Annotated in this window: 11 protein-coding genes; 6 read left to right on the plus strand and 5 right to left on the minus strand. The window is 61.0% G+C overall.

Annotated features, from left to right (window positions below; translation table 11 throughout):
- Nucleotides 1–104 precede the first annotated feature (104 nt).
- From H6F58_RS10570 to H6F58_RS10595, 6 genes are all read left to right on the plus strand, one after another.
- Complete coding sequence (locus tag H6F58_RS10570) at nt 105–1367, plus strand: maltose ABC transporter substrate-binding protein (protein WP_195181725.1); 1263 nt, start codon at nt 105–107, stop codon at nt 1365–1367.
- Between the two features lie 109 nt (nt 1368–1476).
- Nucleotides 1477–3072 (plus strand): ABC transporter permease subunit, encoded by a 1596-nt coding sequence (locus tag H6F58_RS10575; protein ID WP_060701328.1) that lies wholly within the window; start codon nt 1477–1479, stop codon nt 3070–3072.
- Complete coding sequence (locus tag H6F58_RS10580; RefSeq protein WP_195181726.1) at nt 3072–3992, plus strand: sugar ABC transporter permease; 921 nt, start codon at nt 3072–3074, stop codon at nt 3990–3992. The genes H6F58_RS10575 and H6F58_RS10580 overlap by 1 nt, the downstream gene beginning before the upstream one ends.
- 99 nt (nt 3993–4091) lie before the next feature.
- The gene (locus tag H6F58_RS10585) at nt 4092–5078 is read left to right on the plus strand and encodes a hypothetical protein (RefSeq protein WP_146274905.1); all 987 of its coding nucleotides are present in this window, start codon (nt 4092–4094) and stop codon (nt 5076–5078) included.
- A 54-nt stretch (nt 5079–5132) separates the two neighbouring features.
- The gene (locus H6F58_RS10590; RefSeq protein WP_146274906.1) at nt 5133–5888 is read left to right on the plus strand and encodes a TetR/AcrR family transcriptional regulator C-terminal domain-containing protein; all 756 of its coding nucleotides are present in this window, start codon (nt 5133–5135) and stop codon (nt 5886–5888) included.
- A 97-nt stretch (nt 5889–5985) separates the two neighbouring features.
- Nucleotides 5986–7542, plus strand: coding sequence for an MFS transporter (locus H6F58_RS10595; RefSeq protein WP_146274907.1), 1557 nt, complete (start codon nt 5986–5988; stop codon nt 7540–7542).
- Nucleotides 7543–7675: 133 nt separating this feature from the next.
- On the opposite strand, the gene H6F58_RS10600 is transcribed toward H6F58_RS10595, so the two are convergent.
- The 5 genes from H6F58_RS10600 to H6F58_RS10620 all read right to left on the minus strand — a co-directional run bounded on the left by H6F58_RS10600 (nt 7676) and on the right by H6F58_RS10620 (nt 14773).
- A complete protein-coding gene (locus H6F58_RS10600) occupies nt 7676–8776 on the minus strand; it encodes an acyl-CoA desaturase (RefSeq protein WP_195181727.1) in 1101 nt (366 codons plus the stop codon).
- 128 nt (nt 8777–8904) lie between these two features.
- Nucleotides 8905–10545: an ABC-F family ATP-binding cassette domain-containing protein gene (locus H6F58_RS10605; protein ID WP_195181728.1), complete on the minus strand. Its 1641-nt coding sequence runs from the start codon at nt 10543–10545 to the stop codon at nt 8905–8907.
- 87 nt (nt 10546–10632) lie between these two features.
- On the minus strand, nt 10633–12141 hold the full coding sequence (locus H6F58_RS10610) for a carboxyl transferase domain-containing protein (RefSeq protein ID WP_195181729.1): 1509 nt from the start codon (nt 12139–12141) through the stop codon (nt 10633–10635).
- The gene (locus H6F58_RS10615; RefSeq protein WP_244652535.1) at nt 12138–13367 is read right to left on the minus strand and encodes a CoA transferase; all 1230 of its coding nucleotides are present in this window, start codon (nt 13365–13367) and stop codon (nt 12138–12140) included. Before H6F58_RS10615 ends, H6F58_RS10610 begins: the two co-directional genes overlap by 4 nt.
- A 44-nt stretch (nt 13368–13411) precedes the next feature.
- Nucleotides 13412–14773, minus strand: coding sequence for an SLC13 family permease (locus H6F58_RS10620; protein ID WP_146274910.1), 1362 nt, complete (start codon nt 14771–14773; stop codon nt 13412–13414).
- Nucleotides 14774–14818: the final 45 nt, after the last annotated feature.

The raw sequence follows: 14818 nt of genomic DNA on the forward strand, positions 1-14818 counted from the left end.
AAAACGACGAGCCACTCGCACTTCCTCTGCCTCACCGGCGGTCCCGCGGGATTCCCGCACCCCGAACTGGCCCCTCGGACAAAGTTGTCACGAAAGGACATCACATGAAGGTGAACACACGCCCCTGGCTTCTTGGCGGAGCACTCACGGCTATTGCAGCCCTGTCGCTCACCGCCTGCGGCGCATCCGGATCATCCGAAACCTCCTCCAGCCCAGCAGCCGAGCAGTCCTCGCCAGCTGCCGCTTCAGGTGGTTCCCTGACTGTTTGGGTTGACGCAAACCGCGAGCCAGTGCTGAAGGAAGCCGCGGCTGACTTCGAAAAGCAGTCCGGCGTCAAGGTCGACCTGGTCATCAAGGACTTCTCCAAGATCCAAGAAGATTTCCTGCGCCAGGTGCCCACCGGCAAGGGGCCAGATATCACCATTGGCGCGCACGACTGGCTGGGAAATCTTGTGAACAACGGCGTGGTCCAGCCAGTTGAGCTGGGGGACAAGGCCTCGGAATTCCAGGATGTCTCCATCAACGCAATGAGCTACGAGGGCAGCACCTACGGTGTCCCGTATGCCACCGAAAACCTGGCACTGCTGCGCAATGCGGATCTGGTGGATGAAGCGCCCGAGACCTTTGACGACATGATTGAAGCAGGCAAGGAAGCCGGCACGGAATTCCCGTTCCTGGTCCAGGTCACCGATGTGGGCGACCCGTTCCACGCCTACCCATTCCAGACCTCATTCGGCGCACCGGTATTCGGCACCGATGACACCGGGGCCTACGACCCGGCCGACCTGCAGATCGGCAATGAAGGCGGCGTGGAATTCGCAAAGTGGCTGGCCGAGCAAGGCAAAGCTGGAACGCTGAAAACCAGTATTGATGCGGACATCGCCAAAGAGAAGTTCGTCTCCGGCGATTCGCCATTCTTCCTGACCGGTCCATGGAATGTGGAAGCAGCTGAAAAGGCCAAGATGAACCTGGCCATTGACCCGATTCCGACGGCCGGTGGCGAAGAAGCCCAGCCTTTTGTCGCAGTGCAGGGATTCTTCGTTTCTTCCAAGACCGAGAACTTGTTGGCAGCTACCGAATTCCTGACCAACTACATCGGCACCGAGGAAGTCCAGACCGACCTCTACGAGGTGGGCAACCGTCCGCCAGCTAACAAGGCCGCCTTCGAAGCAGCCAAGTCCGACGAGATGATTGCCTCCTTCGGCGAGGTTGGCGCCGATGGCGTGCCAATGCCCAACATCCCGGAGATGGCAGCAGTCTGGGAATTCTGGGGTGTAGCCGAGGCGGAAATCATTACCGGCAAGGCCGACCCGGCCAAGCGCTGGAAGCAGATGACCGAGGATATCGAAAAGGCCATCAGCAAGTAGGCCTGCCTGCAAGCACCACTCAAGCTGGAGCCGGCGCAGCACCATGCCGGCTCCAGCCGCCTGACCAGGCCAGCACTAACTGAACTTTACTGACAGGGACATCTGGAAGATGACTAAGACTGCCCCAGAGGCACCGACACGTCGCAACGACGAATCGAAACGCAAGCTGTCGCCGGCTGCACAACGTTTCGCCAACGCATCAGGCACGAGCCTCGGCTCCATCCTGGCCAAGATCATTCTCATCGCGATCGTGGACGCCACCGCGGTCTTTGCGCTCTTCACGGCGCTGGGACGCGAAGCATGGTTCATTGCCACCGTCATTGCCGTGATCACCGTGCTGATCAACGTCGTCTACTTCAAGAAGGGATGGCTCCCGGCCAAATACTTGTTGCCCGGCACCATCTTCTTGCTGATCTTCCAAGTTTTTGTCATTGGATACACCGGCTACATCGCCTTCACCAACTACGGTTCGGGCCACAACTCCGACAAGGCCGATGCCATCTCGGCACTGTTGCAATCCAATCAGGAACGAGTTGAAGGCTCACCTGGCTATCCGGTCAAGGTCTACAGCGGCGATGATGGACTGGCCATGCTCATCGAGCGCGAAGGCCAGCAGCTCATCGGCGATGAAAACGATGCCCTGGCGCCAGCAGATCCAGCAACCCTGGGGGACTACACCGAACTGACCTTTGCGGACCTGCTCGGCCGGCAGCAAGAAGTCACCTCGTTGAAGGTGCCGGTCAGCGATGACCCGGCAGATGGCACGCTGCGCACCAGCGACGGCCGCACCGCCTACCAGTACACCTCATCGCTGAAATACGACGAAGCAGCAGACAGCATGACCGATCAGGCTACCGGACTGGTCTACAAGGACACCGGCGTCGGCGCATTTACCGCTGAAGACGGAACACAGCTGATGCCCGGCTGGTCCATCAACGTAGGTTTTGACAACTTCACCCGCGCGTTCACGGATTCTTCCATCAGGGGCGCCTTGTTCTCGGTCTCCGTATGGACTTTCGCTTTCGCGTTCCTGTCCGTGGCTTCCACCTTCTTCCTCGGGCTTTTCCTGGCCATCGTCTTTAACGACATGCGTATGAAGGGCCGCAAGATCTATCGCGTCATTTCAATCCTTCCCTATGCCTTCCCCGCATTCCTCGGCGGCTTGGTCTGGGCCGGCATGCTCAACCGGGACTTCGGCTTCGTGAACCAAGTGCTCTTCGGGGGCGCCGGCATTCCATGGCTGACCGACCCATGGCTGGCCAAGTTCTCAGTACTCTGGGTCAACCTGTGGCTGGGCTTCCCGTACATGTTCCTGGTATGCACCGGTGCATTGCAGTCGATCCCGCAGGAGCTCTCGGAAGCGGCGACCATCGATGGGGCGAAGCCGTTCCAGATCTTCCGCCTGATCAAGCTCCCCTTGCTGCTGGTTTCCGTGGCACCGTTGCTGATCAGCTCCTTCGCCTTCAATTTCAACAACTTCAACGTGATCTACATGCTCACCGAAGGCGGACCGCGCCTTGAGGATGCCGGACTGAACGTGGGTGCCACTGACATCCTGATTTCGATGGTCTACAAGGTAGCCTTCGTCGGTTCCCAGCGCGATTACGGCTTGGCCAGCGCGTTCTCCATCATCATCTTCGTAATCGTCGCGATCATCTCGATCATCAGCTTTAAGCAGACCAAGGCACTGGAGGAGTTGAACTAATGAGTACCGAAACCTCAACGAGGCCAATCACTGCGGAGCTGCGCCAGGCCCCGGCCCCAGCGCGGCGTACTTTCGGGAAGTGGTTCGCCACTACCGGATGGCGCCACCTCATCGGCGTGGCGCTGTGCATCTACTCGGCCTTCCCGCTGCTCTATGTGCTCTCGGCTTCCCTGAACCCCAATGGCACCCTGCTTTCCTCCAATGGATTCTTCTCCACTATCGGCCTGCAAAGCTACATTGATCTTTTCCAGAATCAACAGCGTCCTTATGCGGCATGGTTTGCCAATACCCTGTTCATCGGGCTGACCACGGCAGCGGCCTCGGTCTTCCTCGGCGCCTTGGCAGCCTACAGTTTTTCGCGCATGAGATTCACCGGACGCCGCGTGGGACTGGTCAGCTTGCTGATTGTGCAGATCTTCCCCCAGCTGCTCGCCGTGGTCGCGATCTTCATCCTGCTCACCTCGCTTGGTGATGTTTTCCCTGCCTTGGGAATCGACAACCAGATCGCCTTGATCATGGTGTATCTTGGCGGCGCCCTGGGAGTGAACACCTACCTGATGTATGGCTTCTTCAACACGATTCCCGTGGAAATCGACGAAGCAGCCAAGATTGATGGCGCTGGGCACGCACGCATTTTCTTCACGATGATCCTCAGGCTGGTGGCGCCGATTCTTGCCGTGGTCGGCCTGCTGTCCTTCATCTCCAGCACCAGCGACTTTGTCCTGGCTTCTGTTGTGCTGGTTTCTCCTGAAAACCAGACACTGGCCGTGGGATTGTATTCCTATGTGTCAGAGGAGTTCACCTCCAACTGGTCCGTTTTCGCCGCGGGCGCGGTACTGGCAGCGCTGCCGGTGATGGCATTGTTCCTGTTCCTGCAGAAGTACATTGTCGGCGGGCTGACCGCCGGTGCGGGAAAGTAGCTGGCAGGAATTCATAGGGCGCAGCACAGCGGGGCACCTCACGAGGGTGCACCGCAGTGCTGCGCCCTTTGCCAGCAAAGAACACGTAAAGTAAAAGGCATGAAGTCTTACCTGCCGCGGGCTGCCCGTAATTATTTGGAGCAGCTGCGCCGAGCCTTGGATTTCCTCTCGGAACAGGAACGAAAGCAAGTCCTCGAACAGACAAGGGAAGAGATCCACCGCCTGCCGGACAGGGGACGCCGCAAGCGCGAACTCATCAGCATGCTGGGCGAGCCGGCAGCCAGAGCACGCAAATTTGAACGCACCGAGCCTGAAGACCTGGAAGTTCGAAGCGGCAAGCACTTCCTGACCAGGATCCTGGCATGGCCCATTTTTGCGCTAGCGCTGCTGACAGTCATCGTGGTGCTTTTTGCGCCCCCGCAGCAAGCACTCATTGGAACCCAGGGCCTGGACCAGTTCTTGTCACCGGGCCAAGGCTGGCTTGCGGATCTCGAAGAAGCCATAGGCAGCCAGCTGATCTGGCTTGCCTTCATCCCGGTGATTTTCAGCCTGCTGCCGTTGTGGCTCAACGGCGCGCTAGGACAGATCTTCCAAATCCTCGGGGCCGTTGCCATGAGCGCGGTGTGCCTCGGCGGCGGAATCCTGCCAATGTACTTCATCCCGGTCACACTGCTGTTGTGGGCCCAGGTTTTCACGCCGATGCTGATGATGCGCGGTTCGATGGCCCGTCCGGGACCGGGCTGGCTGGTGGCCGCGGCGGTCCTGCTCGTTGCCTGCATCGGCTTGGCCACGTACCAGGGGATGGCAAGCTTTGCCGGTCCGCAGTGGCTGGTGCTGGCGCCTGCCGCTGTGCTGGTGGTACTTGCTGGCTTGCTCCCTACCCGGTGGAAAGCAGCGCATATTGCCCTGGTCGCCGCAGGGCTGCTGGTGATGGCGGCAGGTTTTATCGCGGCGCTGCCAAGCACATACAACGCCGTGCTGCTGTGGCCGTGGCTAGCTGGCGGATTGTCCTTCGCGCTCGCCCATTTGGCTGTTGCCGCGGGCATGTGGCATGAGCGTGCGCGGAAGCTTCTCGCCTTGTTCTAAACGGATTGCGCGAACAAGGCTGAATTACTCTGGTCTTGCGTATAATCTCGTGACATGGCCGATAATAAGGAAATTTCCCCCGCGCCATCCGCGAAGCGCGGACGCGGGCGCCCCCGCAAGGACTCAGAGTTTATCAGCCTGAGCAAAGAGCTGCTCGGGCAAAAAGCCTTGGAGATCGTTGGCTCCGAGGGCTATGGCGCCCTGACCATGCACCGGTTGGCCACCGAATTCGGGGTAACCCCGCGCGCCCTGTACAACTACGTGTCAGACCGCGAAGAAGTCATCGGCCTTGCCCTGCAGCAGTTCCTGGCCATCAGCCCGACACTCGAATTCGACTGCATCCACTGGAAAGACGGGGTGCGGGACGCCTATCTTGCCACTAGATCGGCTTACCGCGCGTATCCGCGGGCTTCGCAGCTGAGCATGGACGAGAAAACACACGTAATCCCGGGTCCACGACGGACCGAGCTGGTTGAACGCGTGTTGAAGTTCTACGTCGAAATGGGGCTGACGCTGAAGCAGGCAACGGGAATGGTGCGCGCGCTGGAACGGGACGTCCTTGGATTCGTGTTGCATATTGATTATTTCTACGATCGGCGCCAGCCGGATTGTCCCGACTTTTTCAGCCATCCGGTGCCCAGGCAATGGCTTGAATTCTATCCGGAAGTCCCTGCACCCTACGCGCAACAAGCTCTTGAACTTCCGGAACAAAATAGCGACGAGCTGTTCGAGGAGGTCATCGAGCTGCGGGTGCTCGCGATGGAGCGGCTGCTGCAGCTCAATAGCCAAAACCGGGACGGCCAAGACTGAAAAGTACCCCGTCAGGGAATAATTCGCGACCCGGCAGCGCTGAATCGGACAGTGCCGCAACTGACCTGCGGCCGAATCTATGCGGAGAGATGCCCCCATGCCAGTAAGCAAGTCCGAAGCAGCAAAAGAGCCTGGCGAATTATCTGCAGGTGCCCGCTGGCGACTGCTCGGCGTCTTGCTGGCCGCCATGTTCATGTCCCTGGTCTCGGTCAGCATCGTGAATGTAGTGCTGCCCTCCATTGGCTCAACACTGCATGCGAGCGAAGCCGACATGCAGTGGGTCTTGGCTGGCTATGCGCTGACCTTTGGCGTGGTCCTTGTAGCTGCAGGGCGTGCCGGAGACTTGCTGGGCCGCGGTGTCATGTTCGTCGCAGGCGTAGCCATATTCACGGTGGCCAGCATCCTGGCCGGCCTGGCAGCGGACCCGATGCTGCTGAACATCGCGCGCTTCATCATGGGCATCGGTTCCGGTTTCCTCAACCCACAGGTCATGGGGATGATTCAGCAGCACTTCCGTGGCGCGGCTCGTGGCCGTGCCTATGGGCTGCTGGGCACTGTGGTCGGCTTCTCGGTTGCTGTGGGCCCGGTGCTCGGCGGGTTGCTGATCAATTGGCTTGGTGCCGATGCAGGCTGGCGTTCAACATTCCTGATCAACGTGCCCGTTGGCATTTTGGCCATCGTCCTGGCCGTGCTGTGGCTTCCAAAGCCCCTATTCACCAAGCCTGCAGGCAAGCTGGATCTGGACCCGGTCGGAGGAATTGTTCTGGCACTGAGCATTTTTGCCTTGCTGCTTCCCTTCGTCCAAGGCCGCGAGAACCCGGCACTATGGTGGCTTTTGGCAGCGGCGCTGATCCTGCTGGCGGTGTGGATCTGGTGGGAGAAGCGGTACAAGGAACGCGGCAGGGAGCCGATGGTTGAATTGGCGCTCTTCAGAATTCGCAGCTTCACCAACGGCACGCTGATCGCTGGCCTGTACTTCATGGGCGTCTCCAGCGTATGGGTGCTCGTGGCCATCTACGTTCAGGAATCCCAAGGCTTCAGCGCCCTCGAAGCGGGCTTGATTTGCCTCCCGGCAGCGCTGCTCTCGGCTTTCAGCTCGCATGTCGCAGGCCGCTACGCCACGACCTTGGGACGCAAGCTGGTCATTGGCGGAACGCTTAGCGCGTTGTTCGGCCTGCTGGCCACCATTGCTGTCGTGTACTTTGAAGACCGGCTCAATCTCAACGTTTGGTGGATGCTGCTTTCCTTGGCCTTTATCGGCATTGCCCAGGGCTTCATCATTTCCCCGAACCAGGCATTGACCCTGATGGAAGTGCCGGTAGCCAATTCCGGCAGCGCCGGGGGACTGATGCAGACCTCGCAGCGCGTCGGCACGGCAGTGGGCATCGCAGTGATCACGGCGGTGTTCTACGGGCTCAACCATGTGGCAGGGTATTCGGTGGCGATGCAGATTTCCTTTGTGGCCATTGCATTCCTGGTTGTAGCCACGCTGCTGGTGGCAGTGGCGGACATGCGCCACGGACATGCAAAGATGCCGGCCGCAACCCGCGAAGAGTATGTTCCCGTCGCCACCGGCACGCAGCACACCGTCACCGGAGCGATCGACGTAGTAGGCCCCAAGGAACCAAGCCAGCCGGTGGATTCCCAGCCCTGAAGTCCTGGCGAGCAGCTAGCAAGTTGCTGGAGAAAGCAGGCTGGCCGCTTGTGGCCTAAGCGGAAAAGAGCTGGGAATCCTCGCCATGGGTGGCAAGAATTCCCAGCTCTTTTCTCTTTGGTTCCCGTGCGGGCTATGAGCTGACGCGGTAACCGGAAATCATCGGGCAATCGAAGGGATCTCGCGCCGAGAGGCCGACCTTGTTCAGGTAGGTGATGACCTGGGCGTAGGATTCGCGAATGCTAGCCACGGTGTAGGGGATCTGGTGCTCTGCGCAGTACTGGCGAACAATGGCCGATACAGCTGCCAGATTGGCGCGCGGCATCGACGGGAACAGGTGGTGCTCAACCTGGTAGTTCAGGCCGCCGAACAGGTGCGAGAGCACCCGGTTGCCCCAGGCGGAGCGTGCCATGATATTGCGGCTGGTGAGGACCTGGCGGGAGAAGAAGTCGATGCGGGCATCGCCCGGAACCATCGGCATGCCCTTGTGATTCGGCGCGAACGAAGCGCCCATGTAAATGCCGAAGACTGCCAGCTGCACTCCGATGAAGGCAAAAGCCATTCCGGTCGGCAGGAAAACGAATATCAAGGCAACATAGAGTCCCACACGCAAGGCGATGGCCAGCATTTCGCGCTTGCGCCGCTTGGTGCGGTTCGCGGTGAAGAGGTAGCGGATTGACTGGATATGCAGGTTCAAGCCCTCCAGCGTCAGCAGCGGGAAGAAGAGGTAGCCCTGGCGCTCGGTGATCCATTTGAGCACTCCGCGCTGCCGCTGGGCATCAGCAGGCTGGAATGAGATGGTGTCCCATTCGATATCAGGATCCTTGCCGATGGTGTTGGGCGTTGCATGGTGCTTATTGTGCTTGTTCATCCACCACTGGTAGCTGATTCCAACCACGACATTGGCCAGGAACCGGCCCAGCTTGTCATTGGTCTTGCCCGAGGACAGGATCTGCCGGTGGGCGGCTTCATGGGCCAGGAAAGCGAACTGGGTGAGCAGGATGCCCAAAGCCGCGGCAATGAGCAATTGGTACCAGCTGTGGCCCAGCAAGATCGAGCCGGCAACAGCTGAGCCCAGAAGGATGATCAGCACAGATCCCAGGCCCAGGTAATGTGCCCGTCGACGTCCGGAAAGCCCGGCTTCTTGAACGAGCTTCTTTACATGGAAAAAGCTTTGGGGATCCCCGGGCTTGGCTGAAGGTGCGGGGGGCTGAAGAACGGAACTGCTACTCAAGTCGTATCCTTGGCTGTTGTAGCGGGCGACATCTCAGTCGAAAGAACTGAAAGTCTCGGCTCCTATGCTTTAAGCGTACGGTATGCGACTGTGAACCAGCCCTAAAAATACACAGTTTTACCGGCGGATCAGTAGTGGACGGTGAGCTGCCCGTTGGAAATTTCCCAGCGGGTCGTCAAGCGGACATTCTGCAGCAGCCGGCGATCGTGGGTCACCAGCAACAGCGCGCCTTCGTAGGCTTCCAGCGCTTCTTCCAGCTGCTCGATGGCCGGAACATCAAGGTGGTTGGTCGGTTCATCGAGAACCAGCAGGTTCACGCCGCGTGCCTGGAGCAAGGCCATGGACGCGCGGGTACGTTCACCTGGAGACAAGGAGTCGACCAGTGCAGTTGATTGGTCGGCTTTCAGCCCGAACTTCGCCAAGAGGGTGCGCACCTCGGCCGAGGAATATTCAGGCACAGCATTCTCGAACGCCTGGCCCAGGGGAAGGTCGCCGGGAAGCTGGGTGCGAGCCTGGTCGATTTCCCCGATGCTCACCGAGCTTCCCAGGGAAACCGTGCCCTGATCGGGGGACTGCTTGCCGAGCAGGAGCTTGAGCAGCGTGGATTTTCCGGCGCCGTTAGGCCCGGTGATGCCGATCCGGTCAGCTGCATTAACCTGCACGGACACCGGGCCAAAGGTGAATTCTCCTTGTTGCAGCCCCGCCTCGTTCAAGGTGCACATCACCGATGAGCCGCGCGGCGCGGCGGCGATGGAAAACTGCAGGACCCATTCCTTGCGCGGCTCGGCCACTTCCTCCAGGCGCGCGATGCGGGATTCCATCTGCCGGACCTTGGCGGCCTGTTTTTCGGAGGACTCGCTGTTGGCTCGACGGCGGATCTTGTCATTGTCCGGTGACTTGCGCATCGCGTTGCGCACGCCTTGGGACGACCATTCGCGCTGGGTGCGGGCACGGGAGACCAGATCTGCCTTCTGGTTTTCAAACTGCTCGTAGGCTTCCCGGGCATGGGTGCGGTTGATGGCCCGCTCTGCCAGGTACGCGTCATAGCCGCCCTCGTAGACGGCGACGCAATTCTGGGCCAGATCGAGTTCGATAATGCCGGTGGTGCAGCGGGCCAGGAACTCGCGGTCATGGGATACCAGGATGACCGGGGCGCGCAAGGCGTTGATGAACTCTTCGAGCAGTTCCAGTCCTGCAAGATCAAGGTCGTTGGTTGGCTCATCGAGCAGCACGATGTCGAAGCGCGAGAGCAGCAGCGCCGCCAGGGCGACGCGGGCGACTTGTCCACCCGACAGGGCGGTCATTGCTGTTTCGACCGGCAGGGTGAAGCCCAGTTTCGCGAGGACTTCAGGGATTCGATCGTCCAGGTCCATGGCACCCGAGGCCATCCAGTGGTCAAATGCCGTTGAATAGGCGTCGTCGGCGCCCGGCTTCTCGCTGCCCAGATCCTGGGCGGTCTCTTCCATCCGGGCCGTGGCCTGCGCGCATCCGGTGCGGCGAGCCAAGTAGGCTGCGATCGTTTCTCCGGGGATGCGTTCATGCTCCTGCGGCAACCAGCCAATGAAGGCCGAGTCCGGGGCAGTGTCCACCGTGCCGGACTGCGCGGTGGCGGCCTTGGCAAGCAGCGACAGCAACGTGGATTTTCCTGCGCCGTTGGCTCCCACCACACCGTAAACATCCGAAGTTGTCGCGGTGAAGCTCAAGTTGGAAAACAGGGTTCGGTGGGCGTGGCCACCAGTGAGGTCTTTGGCCACGAGCGTTGCAGTCATGCGGTTAAGTCTAGTGCGCATTCAAGCACAGAAGGATTCAGAGGTTCGAACCCTGCGGGGTCCGAACCTCTGAATCGCTGGTACATCCTAGTCGGCGGCTTCGCCCAGGCTCTGGAACTTCAGTTGCCGTCGAGCGAGCCGATGAGCATCCGGGATGGCCCGGGCCAGCGAGATTTCTGCCGCGATCGCGGCGCCCAGCTCCTGGCAGAACTCTCGAGGGCGGCTGGCAGCATCGACTTGTTCCTCCACCACATGGTCAACCAGCCCAAAGCTGCACAAATCCGGCACCCCGATCTTTTGCTGGCGGGCCATCTCGGCAGCCCGGTCGGTGCTGCGATGGATAATGGCGCTGGCGCCTTCCGGCGGCAGGGGCGAGAGCCAGGAATTTTCAGCCGCCAGCGTCCGATCCGCAGGAAGCAGCGCCAACGCGGCGCCTCCAGTGCCCTGTCCCAGCAGCACCGAGACCGAAGGGGAGCGCAAGCCGATCAGCTCACTGAGCGAGCGTGCGATTTCCCCGGCCAGTCCTCCTTCTTCCGACTGCACCGACAGCTCGGCGCCGGTGGTGTCGATGATGGTGACCAGGGGAAGCTTGAGCTCCTGGGCCAATTGCATGCCACGGCGGGCTTCACGCAATGATGCCGGCCCCAGGCTGGCCGTCTCCGGATGGCGCGGGCGCTGCTGTCCCAGCACCACGCAGGCTTGATCGCCAAAGCGTGCCAAGGCCAGGATCAGCCCCGGGTCCTTTTCGCCTTGGCCGGTGCCGTTCAGGGGCATTGCCTCATCGGCCGAGGCCAGCAGCATGCGGGTATCGGGACGGCGCGGGTTGCGGCTTAGCTGCACCGAATCCCACACGTCCTTGGCCTCGCGCACATAGGGCCGGCCGGCCGGAGCCGGGAATCGGCCACCGGTTGATGCCGGCAGCAAGACGGAGAGGGCGCGGTCGATCAGGCTCGGCAGCTCCTGGGGCGGAACCACCGCGTCAATCAGTCCCTTGCGGAAAAGATTCTCTGAAATCTGCACCCCGTCCGGGAACTTCTGGCCATACAGCGCTTCATAGACGCGCGGGCCCAGGAAGCCCAGCAGCGCGCCGGGCTCGGCCACGGTGATATGGCCCAATGACCCCCAGGAAGCCATGACCCCGCCGGTCGTTGGGTGGCGCAGGTAGACAAGGTAGGGAAGTCCCGCCTCCTTGTGCCGGCGCACCGCATCGGTAATGGACACCATGCCCAAAAACGCGAGAGTTCCCTCTTGCATGCGGGTGCCGCCAGAGGCAGGACCTGCCAGCAGCGGCAGCTTTTCGGCAGTGGCGCGCTGAATCGCCGCCACAATGCGCTGTGCCGCTGCCTGGCCAATGGAACCTGCCAGGAAATTGAACTCCGAAACGATGACCGCGACCTCGCGCCCATGGATTCGGCCTTTGCCGGTGATGACTGCTTCATCGGCACCGCTCTTGGCGGCGGCCGCTTCCAGGTCCGCGGCGTACTGGGCGCTGAGCTTTGGCTGCTGAGGAGCCTGGTCCCAGGACTCGTAGGAGCCCTGGTCCAGGACGATATCCAGCAGCGTGGCCGAATCAATGCGCAGGGCGGTGGTGCTCATGAGGCGTCCTCCTTTCGGGAGGCCAGCCACTGTTCGATTTCCTGGGCGTTGGCGTTGAGCACCGGCGGGGCACTGTGCGCGGTGCGCGTGGTTTCGCTGTTGGTGGCTGGATCGAAGAAGCGCAGCGGCGGGCCAGGCAGGTTGATCTTGCCCAATACCTCATGGTCCACCTCGACGATCAGGCCTTGGGATTTCACCTGGTCCCATTCGTAGACCTCTTCGATGGTGCGCACCTTGCCCGAAGGGATTCCCGCGGCATCAAGGGCGCCGAGCAGTTCCTCTGCAGTGCGGCTGGAGAATGCCTGTTCGATCAGCTTATTGAGTGCCGGGCGGTTCTCCACGCGGACGGAGTTGCTGGCAAAGCGCGGGTCATCTGCGGGCAGGCCAAAGGCGCTGGCAAAATTCTGCCAGAGCTTTTCACTGCCGATGCTGATCTGCACCTTGGAATCCTTGCAGCCGTACAGGCCGTAGGGGGCAATCGAGGGGTGGTGGTTGCCGATGGCCTTGGGGTTTTGCCCGGCCACGGTGGCACGCGTCCCCTGGAAAGCATGCACCCCAACGATCGATGCCAGCAGCGAGGTGCGCACGACCTGGCCGCGCCCGGTGCTCTCCCGCTCCAGCAGGGCTGCCAGCGCGCCATAGGCACCGTACATGCCGGAGAGCAGGTCAGCGATGGGCACTCCGACTTTCTGCGGATCCTCCGGGCCTGAACCGGTGATGGACATCAGGCCGGCTTCGCCCTGCAAGATCTGGTCGTAGCCGCTGCGATGGGCTTCGGGCCCGTCATGCCCGAATCCGGTGATGGACAGGATGACCAGCCGGGGGTTGAGCTCGTGCAGAACCTGGACACTGAAGCCCAGCCGGTCCAGCACGCCGGTGCGGAAGTTCTCCATCAGGACGTCGCTGTTCTTGATGAGCTCCACCAGCTTCTCCTTGTGTTCCTGATCTTTCAGATTCAGCGACAGGGAGAGCTTATTGCGGTTGCAGGACAGGAAATAGGTGGCCTGGCGGTTGTCTTCCGGGCCGACAAAGGGCGGACCCCAGCCTCGGGTGTCATCTCCGGTGCCAACGGTTTCGATCTTGATGACCTTGGCCCCGAGATCGCCCATCATCATTCCGGCATGGGGACCGGCCAGTGCGCGGGTGAGGTCTAGTACCACGTAGCCGCTCAGCGGTCCGGTGGCGGTGCCGTGGATTGTCGTATTTTCGGCAGTCAGGGAACTCAATGGATCCTCCTCGAATTATTCAGCTCAGTAGTGGGGATGATCGTCTACAGCCAGCCGGGCAGCACCAGCAGCGCCCACGCCACAACCGGTCCGGCCAGAACGACGATGCCGCCGTAGCCCAGGACCTGCTTGTAGAAGCGCTCCTTGTCCGTGCCTTCGGGAGCATTGGCAAGAACCAGCGCGCCGTTGGTGGAGAAGGGCGAGACGTCCACGACGGTGGAGGCGATGGCCAAGGCACAGATCAGGCCGGTGGCGCTGATGGAGCCGGTGTTCAGGAACGGGATGGCCAGCGGGATCAGCGCGGCCAAGATGGCGGTGGATGAAGCGAAGGCGGAGACCACGGCGCCGATGTAGCAGATCAGCAGGCCCGCCAGCAGCGGTGCGCCAAGGTTGGCAACGCCGTTGGAAACATATTCGATCGTTCCTGCTTCTTCCAGTACCCCGACAAAGGTGAGCATGCCGCAGATCAGCAGCACGGTGGACCAGCTGATCTTGTTGACGGCGCCCTTTTGCCCAGCGGGGTTCACCAGTGCGAGGAACACGGCGATGGTGATTGATACGAATCCAACATCGACCTTGAAGCCCAGTGCGATGACGGCCAGTGCGATCAGGCCGATGATGGTCATGATCTGGCCAAAACGCTGTCCTGGTGCCTTCGGAGCGGCGCCGTCGCCGGCGGGATCGCGGGGACCGTAGGTGCCCGAGCCGCTGCCCTTGAAATCGACATCTGCGGCGTGGGCGCCGGCAGAAACCTTCAGCCGTGCTTCGGCAACTCGTTCGGCGATGGCACCGGCACGCTGGCCAGCTAGTTGGCGTCCGCCCAGGACCAGGAACAAGACGATGGCGATGACCAGGTTGAAGATGAAGCTGGTGAGGAATAGCGCGGTGGGGCTGAAATCGAATCCGGCTTTTTCAATGAGCCCGTTGACGATGACGCCGTAGACCGCGATGGGGGAGAAGCCGCCAGCCTGGGCGCCGTGAACGATGAGCATGCCCATCATCAGCGGGTTGATCTTGTAGCGCTGTGCGAAGTTCAGGCCGATGGGCGCGATGATTGCGACCGCTGCCGGGCCCAGTGCGCCAATGGCGGTGATGGCTGCGGTGATGGCGAACATGACCCAGGGGATCAACGAGATCCGGCTATCGACCAATTTGACGGCCTTGTCGACGAGGATGTCGATGGTGCCGTTATTTTGCGCTATGGCAAAGAGATAGGTGACACCCACGAGGGTGAGGAAGAGCCCGCCGGGGAAGCTGGCGAGGATGTCCTTGGTGTCCATCCCAAGGAAGACGGCGCCGAGCAGGAATGCTCCGACAAAGGCCAAGGCCCCCATATTGATGGGGAACATCGTGGCGATGATGAACATCGCCGCCAAGATGATGATGGAGACTAGCGCGACAGACATGGGGAATATCCTTTTCGTGAAGGCCGCAAAGCGAGTGGATTTTTG

Origin of the sequence: Glutamicibacter sp. FBE19 (assembly GCF_015524875.1) — a bacterium.
Taxonomy (GTDB): Bacteria; Actinomycetota; Actinomycetes; order Actinomycetales; family Micrococcaceae; genus Glutamicibacter; species Glutamicibacter halophytocola.

Bases quoted from the DNA above. Each gene is read 5' to 3' on its own strand.
- H6F58_RS10575 (WP_060701328.1), top strand. From the start codon at position 1,477: ATGACTAAGACTGCCCCAGAGGCACCGACACGTCGCAACGACGAATCG.
- H6F58_RS10605 (WP_195181728.1), bottom strand. From the start codon at position 10,545: ATGACTGCAACGCTCGTGGCCAAAGACCTCACTGGTGGCCACGCCCAC.
- H6F58_RS10595 (WP_146274907.1), top strand. From the start codon at position 5,986: ATGCCAGTAAGCAAGTCCGAAGCAGCAAAAGAGCCTGGCGAATTATCT.
- H6F58_RS10580 (WP_195181726.1), top strand. From the start codon at position 3,072: ATGAGTACCGAAACCTCAACGAGGCCAATCACTGCGGAGCTGCGCCAG.
- H6F58_RS10585 (WP_146274905.1), top strand. From the start codon at position 4,092: ATGAAGTCTTACCTGCCGCGGGCTGCCCGTAATTATTTGGAGCAGCTG.
- H6F58_RS10570 (WP_195181725.1), top strand. From the start codon at position 105: ATGAAGGTGAACACACGCCCCTGGCTTCTTGGCGGAGCACTCACGGCT.
- H6F58_RS10610 (WP_195181729.1), bottom strand. From the start codon at position 12,141: ATGAGCACCACCGCCCTGCGCATTGATTCGGCCACGCTGCTGGATATC.
- H6F58_RS10590 (WP_146274906.1), top strand. From the start codon at position 5,133: ATGGCCGATAATAAGGAAATTTCCCCCGCGCCATCCGCGAAGCGCGGA.
- H6F58_RS10620 (WP_146274910.1), bottom strand. From the start codon at position 14,773: ATGTCTGTCGCGCTAGTCTCCATCATCATCTTGGCGGCGATGTTCATC.